At 71.1% G+C, this 22,179-nt stretch carries 21 protein-coding genes; 8 read left to right on the top strand and 13 right to left on the bottom strand.

Translation table 11 applies throughout. The features are described 5' to 3' along the window. Positions 1-17 precede the first annotated feature (17 nt). Both Q0W60_RS14455 and Q0W60_RS14450 read right to left on the bottom strand, forming a co-directional pair. The gene (locus Q0W60_RS14455) at positions 18-1,358 is read right to left on the bottom strand and encodes an alpha/beta hydrolase (protein WP_366075758.1); all 1,341 of its coding nucleotides are present in this window, start codon (positions 1,356-1,358) and stop codon (positions 18-20) included. Beyond that, on the bottom strand, positions 1,358-1,669 hold the full coding sequence (locus Q0W60_RS14450; RefSeq protein ID WP_297696784.1) for an SCP2 sterol-binding domain-containing protein: 312 nt from the start codon (positions 1,667-1,669) through the stop codon (positions 1,358-1,360). The genes Q0W60_RS14455 and Q0W60_RS14450 overlap by 1 nt, the downstream gene beginning before the upstream one ends. Positions 1,670-2,016: 347 nt before the next feature. Here Q0W60_RS14450 and Q0W60_RS14445 point away from each other — a divergent pair, with 347 nt between their 5' ends. Beyond that, entirely contained in the window at positions 2,017-2,478 is a 462-nt protein-coding gene (locus Q0W60_RS14445) for an Hsp20 family protein (RefSeq protein WP_297696783.1), read from the top strand. An 82-nt stretch (positions 2,479-2,560) separates the two neighbouring features. On the opposite strand, the gene Q0W60_RS14440 is transcribed toward Q0W60_RS14445, so the two are convergent. The 4 genes from Q0W60_RS14440 to gpmA all read right to left on the bottom strand — a co-directional run bounded on the left by Q0W60_RS14440 (position 2,561) and on the right by gpmA (position 6,448). After that, on the bottom strand, positions 2,561-3,814 hold the full coding sequence (locus Q0W60_RS14440) for a pentapeptide repeat-containing protein (protein ID WP_297696782.1): 1,254 nt from the start codon (positions 3,812-3,814) through the stop codon (positions 2,561-2,563). 21 nt (positions 3,815-3,835) lie between these two features. After that, positions 3,836-5,098 (bottom strand): pentapeptide repeat-containing protein, encoded by a 1,263-nt coding sequence (locus tag Q0W60_RS14435; protein WP_297696781.1) that lies wholly within the window; start codon positions 5,096-5,098, stop codon positions 3,836-3,838. A gap of 71 nt (positions 5,099-5,169) precedes the next feature. Then, positions 5,170-5,622 (bottom strand): bifunctional diaminohydroxyphosphoribosylaminopyrimidine deaminase/5-amino-6-(5-phosphoribosylamino)uracil reductase RibD, encoded by a 453-nt coding sequence (locus tag Q0W60_RS14430; protein WP_297696780.1) that lies wholly within the window; start codon positions 5,620-5,622, stop codon positions 5,170-5,172. 115 nt (positions 5,623-5,737) lie between these two features. Then, positions 5,738-6,448, bottom strand: coding sequence for a 2,3-diphosphoglycerate-dependent phosphoglycerate mutase (gene gpmA, locus Q0W60_RS14425; RefSeq protein WP_297696779.1), 711 nt, complete (start codon positions 6,446-6,448; stop codon positions 5,738-5,740). 105 nt (positions 6,449-6,553) lie between these two features. Between gpmA and Q0W60_RS14420 the strand changes: the two genes are divergently transcribed. The 4 genes from Q0W60_RS14420 (at position 6,554) to Q0W60_RS14405 (ending at position 10,787) form a co-directional block, all read left to right on the top strand. Continuing rightward, positions 6,554-6,799, top strand: a complete 246-nt coding sequence (locus Q0W60_RS14420) for a hypothetical protein (protein WP_297696778.1) — start codon at positions 6,554-6,556, stop codon at positions 6,797-6,799. Beyond that, positions 6,796-7,791 carry a KpsF/GutQ family sugar-phosphate isomerase gene (locus Q0W60_RS14415; RefSeq protein ID WP_297696777.1) on the top strand — a complete coding sequence of 332 codons (996 nt, stop codon included), beginning with the start codon at positions 6,796-6,798 and terminating at the stop codon, positions 7,789-7,791. The genes Q0W60_RS14420 and Q0W60_RS14415 overlap by 4 nt, the downstream gene beginning before the upstream one ends. An 89-nt stretch (positions 7,792-7,880) precedes the next feature. After that, positions 7,881-9,383 carry a phosphomannomutase/phosphoglucomutase gene (locus tag Q0W60_RS14410; protein ID WP_297696775.1) on the top strand — a complete coding sequence of 501 codons (1,503 nt, stop codon included), beginning with the start codon at positions 7,881-7,883 and terminating at the stop codon, positions 9,381-9,383. A 90-nt stretch (positions 9,384-9,473) separates the two neighbouring features. Next, complete coding sequence (locus Q0W60_RS14405; RefSeq protein ID WP_297696773.1) at positions 9,474-10,787, top strand: UDP-glucose/GDP-mannose dehydrogenase family protein; 1,314 nt, start codon at positions 9,474-9,476, stop codon at positions 10,785-10,787. A 7-nt stretch (positions 10,788-10,794) separates the two neighbouring features. Here Q0W60_RS14405 and Q0W60_RS14400 read toward each other — a convergent pair whose 3' ends face one another. The 3 genes from Q0W60_RS14400 to Q0W60_RS14390 all read right to left on the bottom strand — a co-directional run bounded on the left by Q0W60_RS14400 (position 10,795) and on the right by Q0W60_RS14390 (position 14,239). Next, positions 10,795-11,772, bottom strand: a complete 978-nt coding sequence (locus tag Q0W60_RS14400; protein WP_297696771.1) for an alpha/beta hydrolase — start codon at positions 11,770-11,772, stop codon at positions 10,795-10,797. Positions 11,773-11,841: 69 nt separating this feature from the next. After that, positions 11,842-12,708, bottom strand: coding sequence for a DUF2189 domain-containing protein (locus Q0W60_RS14395; protein WP_297696769.1), 867 nt, complete (start codon positions 12,706-12,708; stop codon positions 11,842-11,844). 118 nt (positions 12,709-12,826) lie between these two features. Continuing rightward, on the bottom strand, positions 12,827-14,239 hold the full coding sequence (locus Q0W60_RS14390) for an amidase family protein (protein ID WP_297696768.1): 1,413 nt from the start codon (positions 14,237-14,239) through the stop codon (positions 12,827-12,829). A 124-nt stretch (positions 14,240-14,363) separates the two neighbouring features. Between Q0W60_RS14390 and Q0W60_RS14385 the strand changes: the two genes are divergently transcribed. Beyond that, the gene (locus tag Q0W60_RS14385) at positions 14,364-15,692 is read left to right on the top strand and encodes an aspartate aminotransferase family protein (RefSeq protein ID WP_297696766.1); all 1,329 of its coding nucleotides are present in this window, start codon (positions 14,364-14,366) and stop codon (positions 15,690-15,692) included. Here Q0W60_RS14385 and Q0W60_RS14380 read toward each other — a convergent pair. Beyond that, positions 15,689-16,585, bottom strand: a complete 897-nt coding sequence (locus Q0W60_RS14380; protein WP_297696764.1) for an aminoglycoside phosphotransferase family protein — start codon at positions 16,583-16,585, stop codon at positions 15,689-15,691. The two genes, Q0W60_RS14385 and Q0W60_RS14380, sit on opposite strands and share 4 nt — an antisense overlap. Next, a complete protein-coding gene (locus Q0W60_RS14375) occupies positions 16,582-17,736 on the bottom strand; it encodes a hypothetical protein (RefSeq protein ID WP_297696762.1) in 1,155 nt (384 codons plus the stop codon). Before Q0W60_RS14375 ends, Q0W60_RS14380 begins: the two co-directional genes overlap by 4 nt. A gap of 191 nt (positions 17,737-17,927) precedes the next feature. Between Q0W60_RS14375 and Q0W60_RS14370 the strand changes: the two genes are divergently transcribed. Further along, positions 17,928-19,232: a S41 family peptidase gene (locus Q0W60_RS14370; RefSeq protein WP_297696760.1), complete on the top strand. Its 1,305-nt coding sequence runs from the start codon at positions 17,928-17,930 to the stop codon at positions 19,230-19,232. On the opposite strand, the gene Q0W60_RS14365 is transcribed toward Q0W60_RS14370, so the two are convergent. Beyond that, positions 19,233-19,397 carry a hypothetical protein gene (locus Q0W60_RS14365; protein ID WP_297696758.1) on the bottom strand — a complete coding sequence of 55 codons (165 nt, stop codon included), beginning with the start codon at positions 19,395-19,397 and terminating at the stop codon, positions 19,233-19,235. 94 nt (positions 19,398-19,491) lie between these two features. After that, positions 19,492-20,844: a phosphoglucosamine mutase gene (gene glmM / locus Q0W60_RS14360; RefSeq protein WP_297696756.1), complete on the bottom strand. Its 1,353-nt coding sequence runs from the start codon at positions 20,842-20,844 to the stop codon at positions 19,492-19,494. Positions 20,845-20,961: 117 nt separating this feature from the next. On the opposite strand from glmM, the gene glmS reads away from it, so the two are divergent. After that, positions 20,962-22,179 (top strand): glutamine--fructose-6-phosphate transaminase (isomerizing) (gene glmS / locus Q0W60_RS14355; RefSeq protein WP_297696754.1); only part of this gene is annotated, 1,218 nt, incomplete at its 3' end.

Below are 22,179 nucleotides of genomic sequence, written 5' to 3'. Positions count from 1 at the left end.
CCTAGGCCAGCCGCGCCTCAGGCCTTCGGCGTGCGCTTCGCCGGCGCCTTCCTGGCCGCGGGCTTCCGCTTCGCCGGGGCCTTCCTGGCCGCAGCCTTCTTGGCCGCAGGCGCCTTCTTCGCCGCCGCCGGCTTGGCCGCGGACTTCCGCTTCGCCGGGGCCTTCCTGGCCGCCACAGGCTTGGCCGCCGCCTTCTTCGCCGCAGCCTTCTTCACGGCCGGCTTCTTGGCCGCCGCCGGCTTCGCCGAGGCCTTCTTGGCCGCCGGCTTCTTCGCAGCGGCCTTCTTGGCGGCCGGCTTCTTCGCCGCCGGAGCCGGGGCCGCCCTGGCCGCGGCCGCCGCCATGGCGGGGGCCGGCGCAGGCGTCGGGGCGGCCGCAGGCGCCGTAGCGCTGGGCGGCTCCGCCGGCATCGGCGCGACGCGTCCGGTCAGGGCGTCGAACGCCTTCATGAAGATGTTTCGCATGTCGTCGCTCTCCATCAGGATCTCGTGGTAGGCGCCGGGGACATTGACGATTTTCCCCTGCGGCAGATTGCGGGCGGCCGCCATCTGGGCGGCGTTGTCGACCAGCTTGTCCTCTTCGGCCGAGAGGATGATCACCGGCGCGGTGACCCGGGCGAGCCGCTCGGGCCGCGCGAGCTCGGCCGTGGCGGCGAGCGCAAAGTCGAGCCACCCCCAGGTCGGCGCGCCGAGCGCCAGCTTCGGCTCCGCCTTGATGGGGGCGCAGGCGCGCGCGTAGCGCCGCGGATCGTGGGTCAGGACGTTGCTGTCGAAGGCGTCATCGAACGGCTTGCCGGGATCGTTCAGGAGGTAGCGCTTGCCGCGGCCCAGCAACTTGCTCAAGCCCACCAGCAGCTTCGTCGAGCCGAGCGAACGGCCGCCCGTCTGCACGCCCAGCATCGGCGCCGAGAGGATCGCGGCGGCGAAGCGGTCCTCGCCGCGCACCATTGCGAGCAGCGTCAGGCAACCGCCCATCGAGTGCGCCACGGCCACCCACGGCTTCGGCAGCCGCGCCTGGTAGGCCTCCAGCAGGATGCGGAAGTCTTCCAGGAACGGTTTCGCGCCCTCGGCGTGGCCCTTCAGGGGATCGGCGAGCAGACGGTGCGACAGCCCCTGGCCGCGCCAGTCGTGCGCCAGCACCACGAAGCCGCGGTCGAGGAAGTCCTGGATGACCTCGAAGTACTTCTCGATCACCTCCGTGCGGCCGCCGGACAGCACGATCGAGCCGCGCACGCGCCCCTTGGGCGTGAACAGCGCCGCGCGCAGCGGCGCGCCGCCATAGCCTTCGATCCAGGTTGGCTCCGCGCCCTCGGGGATCGGCGCGCCGGGGACGGCGATCAGCGGCGGGGCCCCGTCCATCAGCCGCGCGCCCGCTCGAACAGCGCCTGGATCTGCGGGCGAAGCTGCAGGGCGAGGCCCATGTCGGAGAGCCTGAGGCGGCCGCTCATCATGGCGCGGACCGGATCGAGTTTTCCCGCGCCGATGGCTTCCAGGTCGCGCTTGGCCAGCGTCACCACGAGGTCGGCCGGCCGGTCCTCATTGCTCACCGCCGCGCCGTCGATGTGGATCACGCCCTCGCCTTTGAGGTCCAGCTTGAGCGACTTGCCCATCTCCTGATCGGACGCTGCGGCGTGGCGGATGCGTTCCGTCAGCTCCTCCAGCGTCGCCATGCCCCCAAGATGCTCCCGAATCGCAGGAAAGCTTCACCTCAGGCGCGAGTGAAGTAAACCGTCACGGGCGAGCGGAAGCGGGCTTTGGGCGGCGCAGCGTCATTCGGTCGCTCTCGCCCAGCCCGCAGCCGTTGGATCGCTCGACTGCGGACGCCCGGGCAGGGGCGGCGCGGGGCGCGCCGAGCCATCCGCGTCGAGCTCTTGAAAGGGCTGCGGCCGTTCCCCACCTGAGCTGCGGAAGGCGCTGGATTCCCCGGGCTTTCCGGGCGCGCACAGCGGGGCCTTCGGCTCGCGACGCGCGCTCAATCACAACGCAACCTTGCTTCAAGAAGAAGGATGTGAATCGCATGCGTACTCTGGACTTCTCTCCCCTTTATCGCTCGGTCGTGGGCTTCGATCGCCTCGCCGATCTGCTGGAATCCGCCAGCGCCGAAGCGGCGACCGGATATCCGCCCTACAACATCGAACGCACCGCCGAGAACGAATACCGGATCGAGATCGCGGTCGCGGGCTTCACGCCCGAAGAGCTGAACGTCGAGGTCAAGGAGAACCTCCTGACCGTGCAGGGCCGCAAGGCGGCCAACGACGAGGACCGCCACTACCTGCATCGCGGCCTGGCCGAGCGCAATTTCGAGCGCCGGTTCCAGCTCGCCGATTATGTGGTGGTGACCAACGCCGACCTGCGTGACGGCCTGCTGCAGATCGCCCTCAAGCGCGAGCTGCCGGAAGCGCTGAAGCCGCGGCGCATCGAGATCGGCTCGGGCAAATCGACCCTGATCGAGGGCGAGACCACCGAGAAGGCCGCCTGACGATCGACCCCGCGTCCCTGACGGACGCACACACCAGAAGCAGGGGCGGTGCGGGCTTCCCGCGCCGCCCTTTTTCTGCGGCTCAGGCGGGCGCGAGGCCGCGCGAGGCGCGGCGCTGGTTGGCCGACAGCTCGACGGCGGCAAGCTTCGCGCCGGAGAGGTCGCAGCCCTTGAGGTCCGCTTCGGCCATCAGAGCGCCGGTGAAATCCGCTCGCGAGGCGGTCGCGGAGCGCATCCGCGCCGCTGTCAGATTGGTGGGCGTCGAGCGGCCGGCGCCGAGCGGCAGGGGACTGAACAGCGCCGCCGAGAGCTCCGCCTTGGTGAGGTTTGCGCCGCTGAGCTTCGCGCCGCGCAGGTCCGCCTCGCGCAGGCAGGCCCCGCGCAGGTCGGCGCCCTCGAGGTCGGCGCCCTGCAGCTCGGTCGTGCTCAGGTCGACGCCCACCAGGATCGCCTGCTTGGCGCTGATCGCGGTCAACCTCAGCCCCTTGAGCTCCTCGGCGAGCGGCCGCAGATCCTCGCCGTCCAGCACCGCGCGGCCGCCCTGCTTGCCGCCGGTCCGCACCCATTGGTCGTGGCCGCGGATGGCGACCAGCAGCTGTTGGGCGCGCGACAGCTCGGCGCGGTTGGGCGCCGCCAGCATCCGGTCCAGCTTGGCGCCGGCGGTCTTGGCGGCCTCGAGCGGGGTCCCGGCCAGCACGGCGCCTTGCAGGTCGGCGCCCTCGAGATTGGCGCCGGAGAGGGCGGTCTTTTCGAGCAATGCGCCGCTGAGGCTCGCCCCCTTCAGGTTGGCGTCGAGCAGGCTCGCGCCCTTGAACGAGCAGTCGGAAAAGTCGGTCCCCTGCGCGTAGAGCCCGTCGAGGCGGCTGCCGTCGAGGCTCGCGCCGGTCAGGTTGGCCCGATCGACCTCGCCTGAGCGCGGCTCCTCCACCACAGCCGGGAACCCCTTGCTGGGATGCGGCATGGCGACCTTGCCGGGCCGCAGGTCGACCTCCGACAGGTCGGCGTCGGTGAGGTTCGCGCCCTGCAGGCAGGCGCCGCGCAGGTCGGCCTTGACGAGCACCGCGCCGCGCAGGTCCGCGCCGCGCAGATCGCAGCCGGCGAGGTTGGCCGCGACCAGCCGGCAGCCGGCCAGCTTCGCCCCGTCGAACACCGAGCCGCGCAGGTCGGCGCCCGACAGCTCGCGTCCGGAAAGGTCCAGGCCCGAGAAGTCCACGAACGGCAGCGAGGCGCGCTTGCCGCCCGGCTGGCCGGCGACCAGACGGCCGTGGGCGGAGACGATGAGGTCGAGCTCGGCTGCGGTGAGCCGGCGACGTCCGGGAAGGGCGGGTCTGGACAACCTAGACTCTCTCGCGCGGGCTCAGACCACGTCCTCCAGGCCGAGCGCCGCGTGGCGGATGACGCCGGTGAAGTCCGCCTGCCGCATCAGGGCGCCGCGGAAGTTGGCGCGGCTGACGTCGGCGTTGCGGAAGATCGCCCGACGCAGGTCCGCCCCGGTGAGGTCGGCGAACTTCAGGACCGCGCCGCTCAGGTCGCAGGAAAGCAGCCGGTCCGAGCCCAGGATCAGGGGGCCCATCTGGGCTTCGCGCAGGTCGGCGCCGGCGAGCTTGGCGCCCACCAGCCGCGCGCCGCGCAGGTCCGCGCGCCGCAGGTTGCAGCTTCTCAGGTCCGCGCCGTCGAGATGCGCGCCCTGCAGCTGAACGCCTTCCATGTCGAGGCCGTAGAAGATCGCTTGCTTGGCCGAGAGCGCCGTCAGGTTGAACCCGCGCACGGTGGCGAGCCCGCGCAGGTCGGCCTTGTCGAAGGCCGAGGGACTGCCCTCCGCCCCGTCGGTCTCGCACCAGCGGGCGTGTTCGCGCACGAGGTTGGCGTACTTCACCTGCTCGGCCGGCCGGCCGGTCGGCTCGTCGGTGAGCGCGCCGGCGAGGTTGGCGTCGAGCACGTTCCAGGAGGACGTCTTGGCCCCGACCAGGATGGCGTCGCGCAGGTCGGCGCCGGCGAGGTCCGCCCCCGACAGGTCGGCGCCCGAGAGGTCGGCCCCCGTCATGGCGGCGTGCTTCAGGTTGGCGCGGACCAGCTTGGCGTCCTTCAGCACCGCGTCAGTGAAGTCGGCGCGCACCGCCATGACGCCGGAGAGCCGCGAGCGCTCCAGGTTGGCGCCGGCGAGGATCGCGCCCTGCACCTCGCCCGAGCTCAGGAAGGTGGTCTCCAGGCGGCGGAAGCCGTGCTGGCGATCGGCGGCGGCGAGCACGCCTTCGCGCAGGTCGGCCTCGAACAGGTCCGCGCCGGTCAGGTTGGCGTTGCGCAGGCAGGCGCCGCGCAGGTCGGCGCGCCGCATCGAGGCCTCGGCGAGGTCGGCATCCTGCAGATCGGCGCCGAACAGGTTGGCATGGTCGAGCCTCGCGCCGTTCAGCCGGCAGGAGGCCAGCACGGCGCCGGTGAAGTCCGCGTCGCAGAGGTTCTTGCCGGAGAGGTCGAGGCCGGTCAGGTCGCACCAGGCGAAGACGGCCCGGGCGCCGCCCGGCTTGGAACTCCAAAGCCGGTCGTGCTTGGCGCAAATCAGCTCCGTGTCCGCCTGGTTGAGACGGCGAACGACGAGGCTCGAGGTGGGGGCGACGGGCATGGCGACGGCTTCGACCGGATTCCTTCGATCGGAGCCTAGGACGCTGCGGATTAAGGATGCATTTCCAATGTTTAGCGTTTCGGGGGGGCGATGTTCCGCGGCTCATAGGCGGCGTAAAGCGCCGCCGCCTCGGCGCTCAGCAATCCCAGGTCAACATCGACGCCGGATGCACGCAGCCGCGCCACGCCGCGACCCGCAGCGTAGGCCGACGGGTCCTCGCAGGCGATCGCCACCCGCGTGACGCCTGCGGCGGCAAGCCGCTGGGCGCACGAGGCCGCGCCGGAGGAGCGCGCGCCGCATGGCTCCAGGGTGACGTAGGCGGTGGCGCCGCGGGCGGCCTCGCCGGCCCGGTCGAGCGCGACCTCCTCGGCATGCGGCCGGCCGCCCTCTCCCGTCCAACCCTCGCCCACGATCTCGCCGTTCTTGGCGATCACGCAGCCCACCGCGGGGTTCTCGTCGGTGCGCCCGAGGTTGGTGCGCGCGAGCGCGACGGCGCGACGCATCATGGCTTCGTCGTCCTGCACGGCCCCTACATGCCCCTTCCTGCCCCGTCCGAGAAGGCGCAGACAGCGCACCGCGACCTCCACGCGTCCATGTCCAGCTTCAGCGCGCTGCGGCTAACGGCGGATTTCCGGCGCGCTAGATCGCCGGGATCGCCTGGGCGCGAGCGTCGTCGAGATACCGCGCCTTCGTGGGTTTCAGCGCGGGCGTGAGGTCGAGGACCAGCGGGTTGCCCGTGGGGATCTCGACGCCCACGATCTCGGCGTCCGAGACGCCGAAGAGGAGCTTCACGATCGCCCGCAGGGAGTTGCCGTGCGCGGCGATGAGAAGGGTCTCGCCCGCCGCCGCCTTTGGGGCGATCTCGCCCTCCCAGCAGGGGCGCACGCGATCGAGCGTCGTCTTCAGGCTTTCGGTGCGCGGCAGGATCGCGCCGGCGTAGCGGCGGTCCTTCGTGAAGTCGAAGGGGCTGTCGCGGCTGAGCTCAGGGGGCGGGACGTCGTAGGAGCGACGCCAGAGCCTCACCTGCTCGGCGCCATGCGTCTCGGCGGTCTGCGTCTTGTTGAGCCCCGTGAGGCCGCCGTAGTGACGCTCGTTGAGACGCCAGTCCTTCACCTCTGGGACAAAGGTCTGGTCCGCCGCCCAGAGCGCCAGCCAGGAGGTGCGGATCGCGCGCGTCAGCACAGAGGTGTAGCAGCGGTCGATCGCGATCCCGGCCGCCTTGATGAGCTGGCCGCCCTTGATCGCCTCGGCCTCGCCCTGCGGCGTCAGGTCGACATCCACCCAGCCGGTGAACCTGTCCTCCAGGTTCCACTGGCTCTGGCCATGGCGCAGCAGGATGAGGGTGGGCAACGGCGCCTCCTGGTGATGGCTGGAGAGCGGCTAGGACCTGGCGGGCGCCCGCGTCAAGCTCGGCGCATGGCGGCCGGCGCGCGGAGCCGGTATAGGAGCCTTGGCATGCTCGATCGTCTCTACCTGCCCGCTCTCGGCCTCCTGACGCTCGCCGTGGTGGCGCTCGCCCTGGCGTGGCCGCAGGGGCTGGGCGCCCGCTCGCCCGGCCCGTTCGGCCACACCCCGGTGCAGCAGACGCCGGCCATGCACGCGGCCATGCAGCGCGAGACGCTCGCCTCGCAGCGGCGCATCCAGCAGGCGCGCGACGCCGTGCGCAACCTGCAGAACCGCGCCCTCACCCCGTCGCAATGAGCGCCTTCGACGCCATCGCGGTGGGCCGCCGCGTTCTCGCGGCCGAGGGGGAGGCGCTGCGACAGATGGCCGATGCCCTGGGCGCAAGCTTCACCAAGGCGGTCGAGACCTTGTTCGACGCCAAGGGCCGCATCGTCTGCACCGGCATCGGCAAGTCCGGGCATGTGGCGCGCAAGATCGCCGCCACCCTCGCCTCCACCGGCTCGCAGGCGATGTTCGTGCACGCCACGGAGGCCAGCCACGGCGACCTGGGGATGATCGGCGGCGGCGACGTGATCCTGGCGCTCTCGAAGACCGGCGAGACGCGCGAGCTGGCCGACGTGATCGCCTACGCCAAGCGCTTCCATATCCCGCTGATCGCGATGACCGCGGTCGCCGGGAGCGCGCTCGGCCGGGCCGCCGACGTGCTGCTGCTGCTGCCCGACGCGCCGGAGGCCTGCGCGCCGGAGCTCAACGCGCCCACCACCTCCACCACTCTGCAGATCGGCCTCGGCGATGCGCTCGCAGTGGCGCTCCTGGAGCGGCGCGGGTTCAAGCCCCAGGACTTCCACGTCCTGCATCCGGGCGGCAAGCTCGGCGCGATGCTGCGCACCGTGGGCGACCTGATGCACGGCGGCGAGGAGCTGCCGCTGGTCGCAGCCGATGCGCCGATGCGCGAGGCGTTGCTGGTGATGACCGGCAAGCGGTTCGGGATCGTCGGCGTCGTCGACCCGGCGCGCCGGCTGGTGGGCGCAATCAGCGACGGCGACCTGCGGCGGCACATCGAGGGCCTGCTCGACCACACCGCCGTCGAGGTGATGACGCCCGGGCCCAAGAAGACCGTCCCGCCGGACATGCTCGCCTCCGAGGCGCTGGCGATCATGACCGAGGGCGCCGCGGCCGACGCCGGCGACACGGCCCTGCCCCGCGTCACCGTGCTGTTCGTGGTGGAGGCCGACCGGCCGGTGGGCATCCTTCACGTCCACGACCTGCTGCGCGCCGGCGTGATGTAGGCCGTCGAAAACCAAGCGGCGCTGGAAGCGTTGGTGGCGCGGGCGCCGAGGCGCGACTAAACACAGCTCGCCAATCGCCTGGAGCCACGATGCTGCACGTCCCGCGCGCCGACCTCGTCCCCAACACGCTCGCCTTCGAGACCGAGCCGCTCGTCAAGGCGACCGGGTTCCGCGAGTACGACGCGCGCTGGCTGTTCGGGCCGGAGATCAACCTCCTGGGCGTCCAGGCTCTCGGGCTGTCGCTCGGGACCTACATCCAGGAGCTGGGCCATCGGAAGATCGTGGTCGGTCACGACTACCGGTCCTATTCGCTCTCCATCAAGCAGGCGCTGACGCTGGGCCTGGTCTCCGCCGGCTGCGAGGTGCTGGACATCGGCCTGGCCGTGACGCCGATGGCCTATTTCGCCCAGTTCGACCTCGACGCGCCGTGCGTCGCCATGGTCACGGCCAGCCACAACGAGAACGGCTGGACCGGCGTCAAGATGGGCGCCGAGCGGCCGCTGACCTTCGGCCCCGACGAGATGGGGCGGCTGAAGGAGATCACGCTGAACGGCCTCTGGCGTACGGGCGAGGGCGGCTCCGTGCGCATGGCCGACGGCGTGGCCGAGCGCTACATCCAGGATGCGGCGAACCGCGCCAGGCTCACCCGGCCGCTGCGCGTGGTCTGCGCCTGCGGCAACGGCACGGCCGGCGCTTTCGCGCCTCAGGCGCTGCGCAAGATGGGGGTCGCCGAGGTGATTGAGATGGACACCGCCCTCGACTGGAGCTTCCCGAAGTACAACCCCAATCCCGAGGACCAGGTCATGCTGCACGCCATGGCCGAGGCGGTGCGGGCGCATGGGGCCGACCTCGCGCTGGGCTTCGACGGCGACGGCGACCGTTGCGGGGTGGTGGACGACGAGGGCGAGGAGATCTTCGCCGACAAGATCGGGCTGATGCTGGCCCGCGATCTCTCGGGGCTGCACAAGGACGCCACCTTTGTCGTGGACGTGAAGTCGACGGGCCTGTTCGCCACCGACGAGGTGCTGAAGGCCAACCGCGCGACGACGGTCTACTGGAAGACCGGCCACTCCTACATCAAGCGCAAGACCGCCGAGCTTGGCGCGCTCGCGGGCTTCGAGAAGAGCGGCCACTTCTTCTTCAACCCGCCGAACGGGCGCGGCTACGACGACGGCCTGGTCGCCGCGGCGGCGATCCTCTCCATGCTCGATCGGGCCGGCGGCAAGCGGCTCTCGGAGCTCAAGAAGGCGTTGCCGGTCGCCTGGACCTCGCTCACCATGAGCCCGCATTGCGCCGACGAGGAGAAGTACGCCGTCGTCGAGGCGATCGTGCGCGAGTACCAAGAGCTGCGAAAGGCCGGCGGGAAGATCCTGGGGCGCCAGATCGCCGACCTGATCACCGTCAACGGCGTGCGCGTGGCGCTCGAGGACGGCTCCTGGGTGCTGGTGCGGGCCTCCTCCAACAAGCCGGAACTGGTGGTGGTGGTCGAGAGCTCCAGGTCCGAGGACGACATGCGCGACCTGTTCCGCAAGGAGGTGAAGCCGCGCCTCGCCAAGCACCCGCAGGTCGGGGGCTACAACCAGGAGATCTGAGGCGATTTCCGCGGCCTGTGGCCATCGGCGCCTAGCCCGCGCGCGGCCGTCATGATCAAAGCGCGGCGGCAAGCTTAGGGGTAATTGCGCATGCATGTGGCGATGATCGGGACGGGCTACGTGGGCCTGGTCAGCGGCGCCTGTTTCGCCGACTTCGGCCACATCGTGACCTGCATCGACAAGGACGCCGCCAAGATCGAGCGGCTGAAGGCCGGCGGCATCCCGATCTACGAGCCGGGGCTGGATCGGATCGTGGCCCGCAACGTCGAGGCGGGGCGGCTGTTCTTCGCCACCGATGCGGCCGCAGCCGTGACCGCGGCGGAGGCGGTGTTCATCGCCGTCGGAACCCCCTCGCGCCGCGGCGACGGCCATGCGGACCTCAGCTACGTGCATGCGGCGGCGGCCGAGGTCGCCGAGCTGGTGGACGGCTTCACCGTGCTGGTCACCAAGTCGACGGTGCCGGTCGGCACGGGCGACGAGATCGAGGCGATCGTCCGGCGCGTGCGCCCCGACGCCGACGTCGCGGTGGTCTCCAACCCCGAGTTCCTGCGCGAAGGCGCGGCGATCGAGGACTTCAAGCGCCCCGACCGGGTCGTGGTGGGGACGCAGGATCCGCGCGCCCAAGCGGTGATGCGCGAGCTCTATCGGCCGCTCTATCTCAACGAGACGCCTATCCTGTTCACCAGCCGCCGGACCTCCGAGCTCACCAAGTATGCGGCCAACGCCTTCCTGGCGATGAAGATCACCTTCATCAACGAGATCGCCGAGCTCTGCGAAGCGGTGGACGCCGACGTCCAGCAGGTGGCCCGCGGCATCGGCCTCGACAACCGCATCGGGGCGAAGTTCCTGCACGCCGGCCCGGGCTATGGCGGCTCGTGCTTTCCGAAGGACACCCTGGCCCTGGTGCGCACCGCGCGCGACGCGGGCGCCCCCGTCGAGCTCATCGAGACCACCATCCGGGTCAACGACGCCCGCAAGAAGGCGATGGCGGAGAAGGTGAAGGCGGCCCTCGACGGCGGCGACCTCCGCGGGCGGGTCATCGGGGTGCTGGGGCTCACCTTCAAGCCGAACACCGACGACATGCGCGACGCGCCCTCGCTCGACATCGTGCCCGCCCTGCAGGCGGCCGGCGCGACGGTGCAGGCCTTCGACCCGGAGGGGCTGCACGAGGCCCGTCAGCTGCTGCGCGACGTGGATTTCAAGGAGGATCCCTACGGCGTCGCCGAGGGAGCCGACGCCCTGGTGATCATCACCGAGTGGGACCAGTTCCGCGCCCTCGACCTCGACCGGATCAAGCTGATCATGAAGCGGCCGGTGATGGTCGACCTGCGCAACATCTACAAGCCGGAGGACATGCGCGCCCGCGGCTTCGCCTACGCCAGCGTCGGCCGCGCCTCCGTCTAGGCCCGCCTCAGAGCGAGGCCAGGAAGGCCTGCATCTCGGCGTTCACCTCGCGGTCCTCGGGCGTGAAGCCGCCGAAACCTCCGTGGGTCATGGCTTCCCAGACGTGCAGCTCGGCGCGCAACCCGGCGGCGCGCAGCTTGCGGTGCAGGCGCACGGTGTTGGAGAGGAACAGGTCGCGCGTCCCGCTCTGCAGGAAGGTGGGCGGGAATCCGGAGACATCGCCGAACAGCGGCGACAGGTATGGGTGCGCGAGGTCGGCGCCCGCGGCATACAGCCGGTTCACCTGGATCAGCGGGACCAGGATGTCGAGGCCGGCCAGAGTGGCGAAGGTGTCGCCGCTCTCGGTCAGGTCGACCTCGGGCGTCAGCAGCAGCGCGCCGGCCGGCGTCGGCAGGCCCTCGTCGCGGGCGCGCAGCAGCACGGCCGCCGCAAGGTTGCCGCCCGCCGAGACTCCGCTCACCACGATCTCCTCGGGCTTGCGGATCGAGAGCAGCGCGCGGTAGGCGGCCACGGCGTCGTCCAGCGCGGCCGGATAGGGGTGGTCCGGCGGCATGCGGTAGTCCACGGAATAGGCCGCGCGGCCGGTGCGCAGCGCCATCGCCTTGGCGTTGAACCGCACCGCGTCTGCGCCGCCGCCCTGGATCAGGGCGCCGCCGTGGAAGTCGAGCAGCACGTGCCGCTCGTCGATCAGCCGCTCGGCCCGCGGGATCGCCAGGAAGGCCGGCGCGCCGCCGAGCGTCATCGCCTGGGTGTCCGCCTTGAGGCGCGGCTCCAGCCCCGCGCTCTGCGCCGCGCGCTGCGCATCGGCGGCGGCGATCACGCGGCGCCAGGCTTCGGCGTCCTGCAGCTCGGGATAGGCGGCCCGGGCCGGCCGCGGCGCGGCCAGCGCCTGGCGGGCGGCCTCGCTGGCGCCGCGCGGCGGAGGGATCTCGCGGGCCGGCAGCCGCACGATCGCATCCTTCGTCCGCACGAGGTCGTCAGCCATGGCGAGGGCCCCTCTTCCGCACGCCCAGGAGCTTGCGGCGGGACCGTGCGAAACGCCAGGGCTTTGGGCTCAGCCGGGCGCGACCAGCTTGCGGTAGAGGTGCCAGCTGGCGTGGCCCAGCACCGGCACGACGACGATCAGCCCGACCAACGCCGGGAGCGAGCCGGCGACCAGGAGGGCGGCCACCACGACCGCCCAGAGCGCCAGGGCGCCGGGGTTCGCCCGCACCGCGTCGATCGAGGTGCGGATGGCGACGTCCAGGTCGACGTGCCGGTCGAGCAGCAGCGGGAAGGAGACCACGCTGATCACGAAGGCGACGAGCGCGAAGACGAAGCCCACGACGATGCCGATGGCGATCATCTCCCAGCCCGCGCCGGTGGCGAACACCTGACGGACGAAGCCGGCGATCGAGCCGGGCGGTCCGTTGCCGAACGCGACCAGGCTGATCTCGTAGGCGGCCGCGAGCCACAGTCCGAACAGCGCGACCAGGATCACGCCCATGCCGATGATCGGGACGATGGCGGGCGATTCGAACACGCTTGCGGCGTGCGTCCAGCTCACCTCCTCGCCTCTCTCGCGCCGGCGGCTGATCTCATAGAGCCCGAGCGCCGCCAGCGGACCGATCAGCGCGAACCCGGCGGCCAGCGGGAAGATCATCGGCAGCAGCGCGTAGTGCATCGCCAGCGCCGCCAGCGCGAGGCCGGCCAGCGGATAGATGATCGCGATGAACACCACGTCGTCGCGCGCCGCGGCGAAGTCGGCCAGGCCCTTGCGCAGCGAGTCCCACAGGTCCGCGGCCACGATCCGGCGGACCTGCGGCTCGACCCGCGCCGCGGCGCGGGCGGCGCGGTCGCGGCGGCCCGCGCCCGAGAACGACCAGCTCAGCTTCTCGAGCACATACTCGAATGGGTTTTCGACGTGATTATGGACCGCCATAACGCGACCTCCGGACCCTGCTACAGGGCGCGGCTCGCGCAAGGCTCCCGCCGTCGGGCTGGCGTCTGAGCGAGACCGCACCCCCGAAACGAACGTCCAGCCTAGCACGATGATCCGCTCAGGCGGAGACCCCGTGCGGCGCGGCGAACTTCGGGTCGGTGAGGTCCTCCAGGAAACAGAGCGCCTTGAGGACCGCCACGTCGCTCTTCTGCCGGCCGATCACCTGCAGGGAGAGCGGCAGGCCGAGCGAGGAGAGGCCGATCGGCGCCGAGCCCGCCGGATTTCGCGTCATGTTGATCGCCGGGGTGAACTGCACCCACTCCGCGCCCGACGGCTGGCCGTTGATCATCCCCTGGCCGCCGATCTTCGGCGGATGGCCGGCGAGGGTGAGGGTGATGAGGACGTCGGCGTCCTCCATCGCCTCATTGAGCCGATAGGCGAGCGCGTGGGCGAGATCGAGCGACTGGGCGTAGGCCGCCGCCCCATAGCCCAGGCCCGCCTCGATCTGATCGCGCAGGTCGGCGTCGATCTTCTCCCAGTCGGCCGTGCCCTTCAGATGGCCCTGGGCGCGGGCGCGCTGGGCCGCCCAGATGACGAACCAGGCGAGGTTGGGGCTTTCGTCCCACACCTTGTCCTTCCGCACCACCTCGACGCCGGCCGCCGCCAGTTCGTCGACCACCGCCTGTGCGTGGGCGAGCACCTCGTCGTCGACGTGCGCGAAGCCGAGCGTCGGCGACCAGATCACCTTGCGCGGGCGATTGTCGCCGTCCAGCGCGCGGCGCCAGGAGCTTCCGTCGGAGGGCAGGCTGTAGGGGTCGGTGGGCTCGGCCCCGCGCACCGCGTCCAGCGCCAGCGCCGTGTCGCGCACGCGAAGCGCCATCGGCCCCTTCACCGCCAGAACCCCGGAGCCCGGCGCATTGGGCCCGCCGTTCGGCGCCTGGCCCTGGCTGCACTTGATGCCGGAGAAGCCGCAGACCGCGGCGGGGATGCGGATCGAGCCGCCGCCGTCCGAGCCGGTGGCGAGCGGCGTGACGCCGGCCGCCAGCGCCGAGGCCGAACCGCCCGAGGAGCCGCCCGCATGATAGGCCGGGTTCCACGGATTGCGCGTCACGCCGAACGGGATGTTCTCGGTCAGCGCCTTGAAGCCGAACGCCGGCGTGTTCGCCTTGCCGATCACCACGCAGCCGGCCGCCTTCAGCCGCCCGACCAGCACGGAGTCGGCCCTCGCGGGCGCGGCCTCCTGGTGCAGCGCCGAGCCGTAGGTCGTCTTATAGCCGGCGGCGTCCTCCAGGTCCTTGACCAGCAGCGGGATGCCGGCGAGCGGGCCCACCGCATCGCCCTTGGCGAGCCGCGCGTCCACCGCCTCGGCCTCGGCGAGCGCGCGCTTGGGATCGACCGCGCAGACCGCGTTCAGCCGCGGGTTGGTCGCCTCGATGTTGGCCAGCGCCGCCTCGGTCAGCTCGCGGGCCGACAGCCGCCGCTCGCGGACCTGTCCCACCAGCGCCTCGACGGTCGTCGTCCGGAAGTCCATGGGTCGCGCCTCCCGCCTGAACCGGGTTCACATACGAGGCTGCCGAGGCCGCCAACGCAAGGCTGCGGTGTTGTCGCTTCGCCGAAAGTCTGTGACGTTCGAGAGCCAGCCAGAGGAGACCGCCATGGCCCTGGACGATGCGGCGCCGGTGCTGCCGAACGACCTCTCCGCCTTCTGGATGCCGTTCACCGACAACCGCGGATTCAAGGCCGGCCCCCGCCTGCTCGCCTCGGCCAAGGACATGCACTACACCACCGTCGACGGCCGCAAGCTGCTCGACGGCACGGCCGGGCTGTGGTGCGTCAACGCCGGCCACTGCCGCGAGCCGATCGTCGAGGCGATCCGCCGGGAGGCGGGCGTCCTGGACTACGCGCCTTCCTTCCAGCTGTCGCATCCCAGGGCCTTCGATTTCGCCCAGCGGCTCACCGCCATCCTGCCGGCGGGCTTCGACCACGTGTTCTTCGGCAACTCCGGCTCGGAGGCGGTCGACAGCGCGCTGAAGATCGCGCTGGCCTACCAGCGCGCCATCGGCCAGGGCGCGCGCACCCGCCTGATCGGCCGCGAGAAGGGCTATCACGGCGTGGGCTTCGGCGGCATCTCGGTGGGCGGGCTGCCCAACAACCGCCGCGCCTTCGCCCTCTTGCCCGGCGTCGACCACATCCGCCACACGCTCGATCCCGAGCAGACCTTCGTCCGCGGCCAGCCGGAGCGCGGCGCCGAGCTCGCCGAGGACCTGGAGCGGCTCGTGGCGCTGCATGGCGCCGACACCATCGCTGCCGTCATCGTCGAGCCGCTGGCGGGCTCGGCGGGCGTGCTCGTGCCGCCCAAGGGCTACCTCGAGCGGCTGCGCGCGATCTGCGACGCCCACGGCATCCTGCTGATCTTCGACGAGGTGATCACCGGCTTCGGCCGGCTGGGCGCGGCCACCGCAGCCGAGCGGTTCGGCGTCACCCCCGACCTGATCACCCTCGCCAAGGGCCTCACCAACGCCTCGGTGCCGATGGGCGCGGTGGGCGTGACCGCGGAGATCTACCGGGCGGTGGTGGACCAGGCGCCGGCCGGCATCGAGCTCTTCCACGGCTACACCTATTCCGCCCACCCGCTGGCGGTGGCGGCGGGCGCCGCGGCGCTCAGCCTCTACGCCGAGGAGGGCCTGTTCCAGCGCGTGGCGGCCCTGGAGGCGCGCTGGGCGGACGCCGTCCACAGCCTCGATGGCGCCCGGCACGTGAAGGACGTCCGCAACCTCGGCCTGGTCGCAGGCATCGAGCTCGAGCCCCGCGGGGGCGCGCCCGGCAAGCGCGGCGCCGAGGTGTTCCAGCGCCTGTTCGAGGCGGGCGCGCTGATCCGGGTGACCGGCGACACCATCGCGCTCTCGCCGCCCTTGATCATCACCGAAGCGCAGATCGACGAGCTCGTCGGCCGCATCGGCGAGGCCCTGGCGAGGGTTGCCTAGAGCTCTGCGTCGGCGAGGACCTCATCCAAGGTCCGCCGCGCCCACCGCGCGACCGCAGGCAAGCGGTCGAGGTAGTACGGCAGCGCCGTAAGTCCTGTGGAAAGCGCCCAGCCGCGCCCCCGCCGCCAGGTCGCCTGATCCACGCCGATCGCGGTGCGGAAGGCCGCGCGACCCTCGGGGCCGAACAGATTCCAGGCGACGATGAGGTCGCAAGCCGGATCGCCCACGCCCAGGCCGCCGAAATCGATGACGCCGTTCAGCCGCCCGTCCAGAACCAGCAGATTGCCCCCTTGCGGGTCGCCGTGGATCCAGACCGGCGGTCCTTCCCAGGCGGGCGCGGCGAGGGCCGTCTCCCACACTTCCGCCAGCATGGCGGGATCATACATGGCGCCGACCAGCGCCATATCTGCCTTGGCGCGACGATCACGGCTGCGGAGCGGCGCGCCGCGTCCGAAGTTGTGCGGCCCGGGCGGCGGTCCGCCGGATGCATCGACGGCCCAAAGCGCCCGCAGAAATCCGCCGAGGTCGCGAGCCAGGCCCGTTTCATGAGGGATCGACCCAGGCGCCACCGTCTCGCCGGGGACCCAACGGCAGACGGACCACGGCCAGGGATACCCCCCACCGGGCGCTCCGCGCGCGAGCGGGACGGGGATCGGCAGCGGCAGATGCGGCGCAAGCTTCGGGAGCCACGCCTGCTCCTTGTGGACGGCGGCGACCGCCCAATCCACCCGCGGAAGGCGCACAGCGAGCTCATCGCCGAGGCGGAACATGGCGTTGTCGGTCCCGCTAGCCGGAACCGGAATAATGGGAAGCCCGGCCCAGCGCGGGAACTGCGAAGCGACCATCCGCTCGACGGTCTCCGCCGTCACCTCGATCCGTGCGGCCTCGCTCATGCGAGCGCCTCGCGACGACTGCGCGGGTACATGCGCCATAGGACGGCCGCGCTGGCCGCGATCGCCGGAAGCGCGAGCAACACGCCGCTGACCAGGGGCGCGCCGGCGGCGAACAGCGCGGCCGCGATCAGGGAGGCGACGAAACAGCCCACGTCCCAGCCCGTCTCCGTCACCATGGCGAAGCGCAGGGAGCACGGCGAGGCCTGGCTTCGGTTGTAGATGGCCGGGCCGATCGTCGGTCCCAGCAGCGGATTCAGCAGTCCGCCCGCGGCGTTGGCCGCCACGGCCGCGGCGGCCCAGCCCAGGCTCCCGGCGCGCGCGAGGATCAGAGCGGTCGCCACGCCATAGGTGATCGCCACGACCCGCCGTCCGCCGCCGCCGTCCACGTGCCGGCCCATGGCGAGCGCGCCCGCCGCGCCCACGAGGCTCGCCAGGGCCATGGCGCCGCCGTAGGCCGTGAAGCTCCGCCCCAGCGCCACGAACAGAGCGATCTGCCAGGCGAAGAGATAGCTGGTGTCGAACCAGCCGTCGGCGATCATCAGCCAGATCGCTGGCGAGGCCGCCTTGAAGGCGCCGGGGGCGGCGGACTTCACCGCCACGTTGGGGACTCGTATCAGGGGCGCAGAGGCGGCGAGCTGCACGAGCGCCACGCCGGCGAACGTCCATGCGGGGCCCGCCGTCATCAGGCCCCAGGCGCCGGCGAGCGGCGCCACGATGCCGATCAGCGACACCAGGGCTTCGCGGGCGCCGAGCTGGTGACCGCGGTGCTCCGCGTCGCCAATCGCGGCGTAGTAGGCGTTGTAGCTCATCCAGTAGAGCACCTCGCCCAGGCCCGCGACGGCGATCACGGCGACCAGCGCCGCCCCGAGGCCGTGGACGAGCGCGAGCAGCGGGTATTGGGCCGCCATCACCGCATTGCCCGCCAGGAGCAGCGGTTTCAGCCCCCATCGCTTGGCCAGCGGCAGCAGGGCGGGCCGGACCAGGAAACGCCCGAACACCACGCCCGCCTGGCTGAGAAGCGCCAGCGTCGGCGAGACGCCCGCATGCAGCAGGAAGACGAAGAAGAACAGCCCGCCCGCGCCCTGGGCGAAAGCGACCAGGGCGGAATGCAGGTGCACGCGGTTGACCGCGCGGTTGGCGAAATAGGCCATGGGTGACCGACAGGCACGAGGGATGGGCGACGCAGATCGTCCGAGGACCCGGTCAGCGAGGCGGTGCGCTCAGCGCTCGTTCCTACCCATGAGGAGAACCCTCCTTCGGCGAACCCGAATATGCCCGCCGGCGAACTTGGCCGCAACCGGCGATCCGTGGTGGAGTGGCGCCGAACTTGGGAGAACCTGCCGTGAAGCGTCTTGTCGCAGCCATGGCTGCGCTCATCCTCGCCGGAGCCGCCTCAGCCCAGACGCCGGCGCCGGCGGCCCCCTTCGATGCTGCGGCGCGCAAGCAGGCGGTGGAGACCGCGCAAAAAGCGCTCAGAACGCAATACGTGTTTCCGGAGGTCGGGGCCGAGGCCGCGGATAGGCTCGAGAGCTCGCTCGCGGCCGGCGCCTACGACGGACTCGACCGGATCGCCTTCGCCCACCGGATCACGGCCGATCTGCGCGAGATCGCCCACGACAAGCACCTGAGCGTCATCGCGCCGGACATTCCGCCGCCCGGACTGCCGCCCGGTCCGCCGCCCCGGAGCCAGGCCGGGGTGACGCGGGCCGACCGCCTGCCCGGCGGCGTCGGCTACATCGAGGTGATCGGCTTCCCGCCGCTGCCCGTCTTCAGGCGGGCGGTCGACGAAGCCATGGCCAAGCTGGCCGATGCGCCGGCGCTGATCATCGATGCGCGCCGCAACGGCGGCGGCGATCCGGCGAGCGTCGCCTATCTCGTCAGCTGGCTGGAGCCGGACGGCCGCAAGGCGCACCTGAACGACCTCCTCTGGCGGAAAGAGGGCACGAGCGAGTATCGGCGCGAGGAATTCTGGACCATTCCAACGCCCGGGCACATCAGGGCCAAGCGCATCATCGTGCTGACGAGCGCGCGCACCTTTTCCGGGGGCGAGGAGTTCGCCTACGACGTGCAGACCCAGAAGCTCGCCGCCCTGATCGGCGAGACCACCGGCGGCGGTGCCAACCCCGGCGGTGTGGCCGACCTGGGCTCCAACCTGGCGATGTTCGTGCCGCGCGGTCGGGCGGAAAACCCGATCACCAAGACCAACTGGGAGGGCCGCGGCGTGGCTCCGGACTTCGCGGTTCCGGCGGACCAGGCGCTCAAGGTCGCTCTCGAACATCTCGGCCAGAACCCCAAAGCCCTGGAGGTGGCGGCGCTTTCCAAGGCGCAGCTCTTCTCACCGCGCACGACGGAGGACCCCGGCGCCCAAGCGGCCCTGCGGAGGCTGCTGGAAGGCACGGCGCGCGGCGAGCCGCCCTATGGCGACATGGCTCCGCAATTCGCCGAGTCCATCCGCGGCCGGCTCCCCAAAGCGCAGGGGAATCTTGCGGCGCTCGGCGCGATCGAAGCAGTCGCCTTCAAGGAGGTCGATCGCCAGGGAGACGATGTCTACGAAGTGAAGTTCGCGCATGGGGTGAAGCGCTGCGCGATCGCGCTTGGCGCCGACGGCAAGATCGCCGGCGCCTTCATGCTCGACCCGCCGACCTGATCAGAACCCGACCTGGCTGATCCGCACGACGAGCTGGCCGAGCCAGAGCGCGCCGGCCCAGAAGGCCACGGCCAGCAGCGCGACGAAGGCCAGGCAGGCGAGCGAACTCACGCTCCGGCTCACCTCCGGCCGCGCCGCGTCCCCGAAGACGAGGTGACGCCGCATTGTTCCTCCCCAAGCTCTTTGTCCACGCCGTCGAGCGACGCGGTTGTGTCGAGACTGACACAACAGTTAAGGCTTGGGTAGGGTTGCTCTTGAGTCAGGCGGCGGCTTTCTTCACGGCGCCGGCGATCTCCTTGACCACCTGATTGACGAGCTTCTCGTCGTCGCCCTCGGCCATGATCCGGATCATGGGCTCGGTGCCGGAGGCGCGCACGACGAGACGGCCTGAGCCGTTCAGCCGCTGCTCGGCCTGCTTGATCACGGCCTGAACCTGCTCGCTCTCCAGCGGCTTGCCGGCCTGGAAGCGCACGTTCTCCAGCTTTTGCGGCGCGGGCTCGAACTGCCGGGCGAGCGCGCTCATCGGCTGATCGCTCTCCTTCAGCACCGCCAGCACCTGCAGGGCGGCCAGGAGGCCGTCGCCGGTGGTCGCGAAGTCGCGCAGGATGATGTGGCCCGACTGCTCGCCGCCAAGATTGAAGCCGCCCTCGCGCATCCGAACCATCACCGCGCGGTCCCCCACCGGGGTTCGCTGCAAAGTCAGCCCCCGCTCGGCCAGGAACCGCTCCAGCCCGAGGTTGGAGTAGAGCGTCGCCACCACCCCGCCGCCGGTGAGCCGGTCGCGCTTGGCCCAGCTGTCGGCGATCAGCGCCATGATCTGATCGCCGTCCACGACCTGGCCCTTCTCGTCGCAGATGATCACCCGGTCGGCGTCGCCGTCGAGGGCGATGCCGATGTCGGCGCGGTACTCCTTGACCATCTTCTGCATGGCCGCAGGGTGGGTGGAGCCGCACTCCTCGTTGATGTTGAAGCCGTTCGGCGCGACGCCCACGCTCAGCACCTCGGCGCCCAGCTCATAGAGCGCCTCAGGCGCCACCTTGTAGGCCGCGCCGTTGGCGCAATCGATGACGATTCGAAGCCCCGCGAGGTTAAGCCGGCGCGGGAATGTCGCCTTGGCGATCTCCACATAGCGGGCCTGGCAGTCGTCGATCCGCTGCACGCGGCCGAGCGCCTGGGGGGAGGCCAGCCCCTCCTCCAGGCCCTGATCCATCAGCGCCTCGATCTCCAGCTCGCGCTCGTCGGAGAGCTTGTAGCCGTCGGGCCCGAACAGCTTGATGCCGTTGTCGGCGAAGTGGTTGTGCGAGGCGGAGATCATCACCCCCAGATCGGCCCGCAGGCTGCGGGTCATCATCGCCACGCCCGGCGTCGGCAGCGGCCCGAACAGGCGCACATCCATGCCCACCGAGGTGAAGCCCGCCACCAGCGCCGGCTCGAGCATGTAGCCTGAGAGCCGCGTGTCCTTGCCGATCACCACCAGGTGGCGCCGGTCGTCCTTCGACATGAAGATCTTGCCGGCCGCCATGCCCACGCGCAGAGCCACCTCCGCCGTCATCGGGTAGCGATTGGCCTGGCCACGAATTCCATCGGTCCCGAAGTAGGCGCGCGTGCTCATCGGCTGCTCACGAAACGATCCGAAACCCAGATTTAGTCGACGGTATTTTGTTGAATGGTAAAGCCGGCCGCGCTCGCGTTCGACCATTGGCGTTTATCATAAAGGAAGCCAAAGCCCATGTGCGGGATCATCGGCATCGTCGGCGTGAAGCCCGTGCAGGACCGGCTGATCGACAGTCTCAAGCGCCTGGAATACCGCGGTTACGACTCCGCCGGCGTCGCGGGCGTGGTCGACGGCCATGTCGAGCGCCGCCGCGCCAAGGGCAAGATCCGGGCGCTGGAGGACGTGCTCGCCGCAGAGCCGCTGACGGCGAGCGTCGGCATCGGGCACACTCGCTGGGCGACCCACGGAGCGCCTTCGGAGACCAACGCCCACCCGCAGCGCGCCGGCCGCGTCACCCTGGTCCACAACGGCATCATCGAGAACTACGCCGAACTGCGCGAGGCCCTGAAGGAAAAGGGCCGCAGCTTCGAGAGCGAGACCGATACCGAAGTCATCGCCCAGCTCCTCGACTACGAGCTCCAGACGCGGCCGCCGCTCGAGGCGCTGAAGGCCACGCTCGACCAGCTCACAGGCGCCTACGCCATCGCCGTGCTGGTCGACGGCGAGGATGAGCTGATCATGGGGGCCCGGCGCGGCTCGCCGCTGGTGGTGGGCTACGGCCAGGGCGAGATGTTCCTGGGCTCCGATGCGCTGGCGGTCGGGCCGTTCACCAACCGCATCGCCTACCTGGACGAAGGCGACTACGTGGCCATCGACCACAAGGGCGCGCACATCTTCGACGAAACCGGCCAGCCGGCGGAGCGGCCGGCGCGCACGGTCGCGGCCTCCGCGGCGCTGGTGGAGAAAGGCAACTACCGGCACTTCATGGAGAAGGAGATCCACGACCAGCCGGACGCCTGCCAGCATACGCTGTCGGCCTACATCAACCCGACCACCGGCCGTGTGCATGCGCCGGGCGGAGTGGATTTCGCCCGGTTCGACCGGGTGCAGATCGTCGCCTGCGGCACCGCGAGCTACGCCGGCCAGATCGCGCGATACCTGTTCGAGAAGCTGGCCGGCCTGCCCTGCGAGGTCGAGGTCGCCTCGGAGTTCCGCTACCGCGAGCCGCCGCTCACCCCGGGCCAAGCCGGCCTCCTGATCTCCCAGTCCGGCGAGACCGCCGACACGCTCGCCGCCTTCCGCTACTGCAAGGCCAAGGGCATGAAGAGCGCGGCCCTGGTGAACGCGGTGGAATCCACCATCGCCCGCGAGGCCGACGTGGTCTGGCCGATCCATTGCGGTCCGGAGATCGGGGTCGCCTCCACCAAGGCCTTCACCGCCCAGGTCAGCATG

Origin of the sequence: Phenylobacterium sp. (assembly GCF_025934275.1) — a bacterium.
GTDB lineage: Bacteria > Pseudomonadota > Alphaproteobacteria > Caulobacterales > Caulobacteraceae > Phenylobacterium.
The sequence above is the reverse complement of the archived record's forward strand: the minus strand, read 5'-3'. Positions and strand labels throughout refer to the sequence as shown.

Bases quoted from the DNA above. Each gene is read 5' to 3' on its own strand.
- Q0W60_RS14390 (WP_297696768.1), bottom strand. From the start codon at position 14,239: ATGGACTTCCGGACGACGACCGTCGAGGCGCTGGTGGGACAGGTCCGC.
- Q0W60_RS14445 (WP_297696783.1), top strand. From the start codon at position 2,017: ATGCGTACTCTGGACTTCTCTCCCCTTTATCGCTCGGTCGTGGGCTTC.
- Q0W60_RS14435 (WP_297696781.1), bottom strand. From the start codon at position 5,098: ATGCCCGTCGCCCCCACCTCGAGCCTCGTCGTTCGCCGTCTCAACCAG.
- Q0W60_RS14365 (WP_297696758.1), bottom strand. From the start codon at position 19,397: ATGCGGCGTCACCTCGTCTTCGGGGACGCGGCGCGGCCGGAGGTGAGC.
- Q0W60_RS14415 (WP_297696777.1), top strand. From the start codon at position 6,796: ATGAGCGCCTTCGACGCCATCGCGGTGGGCCGCCGCGTTCTCGCGGCC.
- Q0W60_RS14385 (WP_297696766.1), top strand. From the start codon at position 14,364: ATGGCCCTGGACGATGCGGCGCCGGTGCTGCCGAACGACCTCTCCGCC.
- Q0W60_RS14400 (WP_297696771.1), bottom strand. From the start codon at position 11,772: ATGGCTGACGACCTCGTGCGGACGAAGGATGCGATCGTGCGGCTGCCG.
- Q0W60_RS14380 (WP_297696764.1), bottom strand. From the start codon at position 16,585: ATGAGCGAGGCCGCACGGATCGAGGTGACGGCGGAGACCGTCGAGCGG.
- Q0W60_RS14375 (WP_297696762.1), bottom strand. From the start codon at position 17,736: ATGGCCTATTTCGCCAACCGCGCGGTCAACCGCGTGCACCTGCATTCC.
- glmM (WP_297696756.1), bottom strand. From the start codon at position 20,844: ATGAGCACGCGCGCCTACTTCGGGACCGATGGAATTCGTGGCCAGGCC.
- Q0W60_RS14420 (WP_297696778.1), top strand. From the start codon at position 6,554: ATGCTCGATCGTCTCTACCTGCCCGCTCTCGGCCTCCTGACGCTCGCC.
- Q0W60_RS14450 (WP_297696784.1), bottom strand. From the start codon at position 1,669: ATGGCGACGCTGGAGGAGCTGACGGAACGCATCCGCCACGCCGCAGCG.
- Q0W60_RS14410 (WP_297696775.1), top strand. From the start codon at position 7,881: ATGCTGCACGTCCCGCGCGCCGACCTCGTCCCCAACACGCTCGCCTTC.
- Q0W60_RS14395 (WP_297696769.1), bottom strand. From the start codon at position 12,708: ATGGCGGTCCATAATCACGTCGAAAACCCATTCGAGTATGTGCTCGAG.
- Q0W60_RS14455 (WP_366075758.1), bottom strand. From the start codon at position 1,358: ATGGACGGGGCCCCGCCGCTGATCGCCGTCCCCGGCGCGCCGATCCCC.
- Q0W60_RS14405 (WP_297696773.1), top strand. From the start codon at position 9,474: ATGCATGTGGCGATGATCGGGACGGGCTACGTGGGCCTGGTCAGCGGC.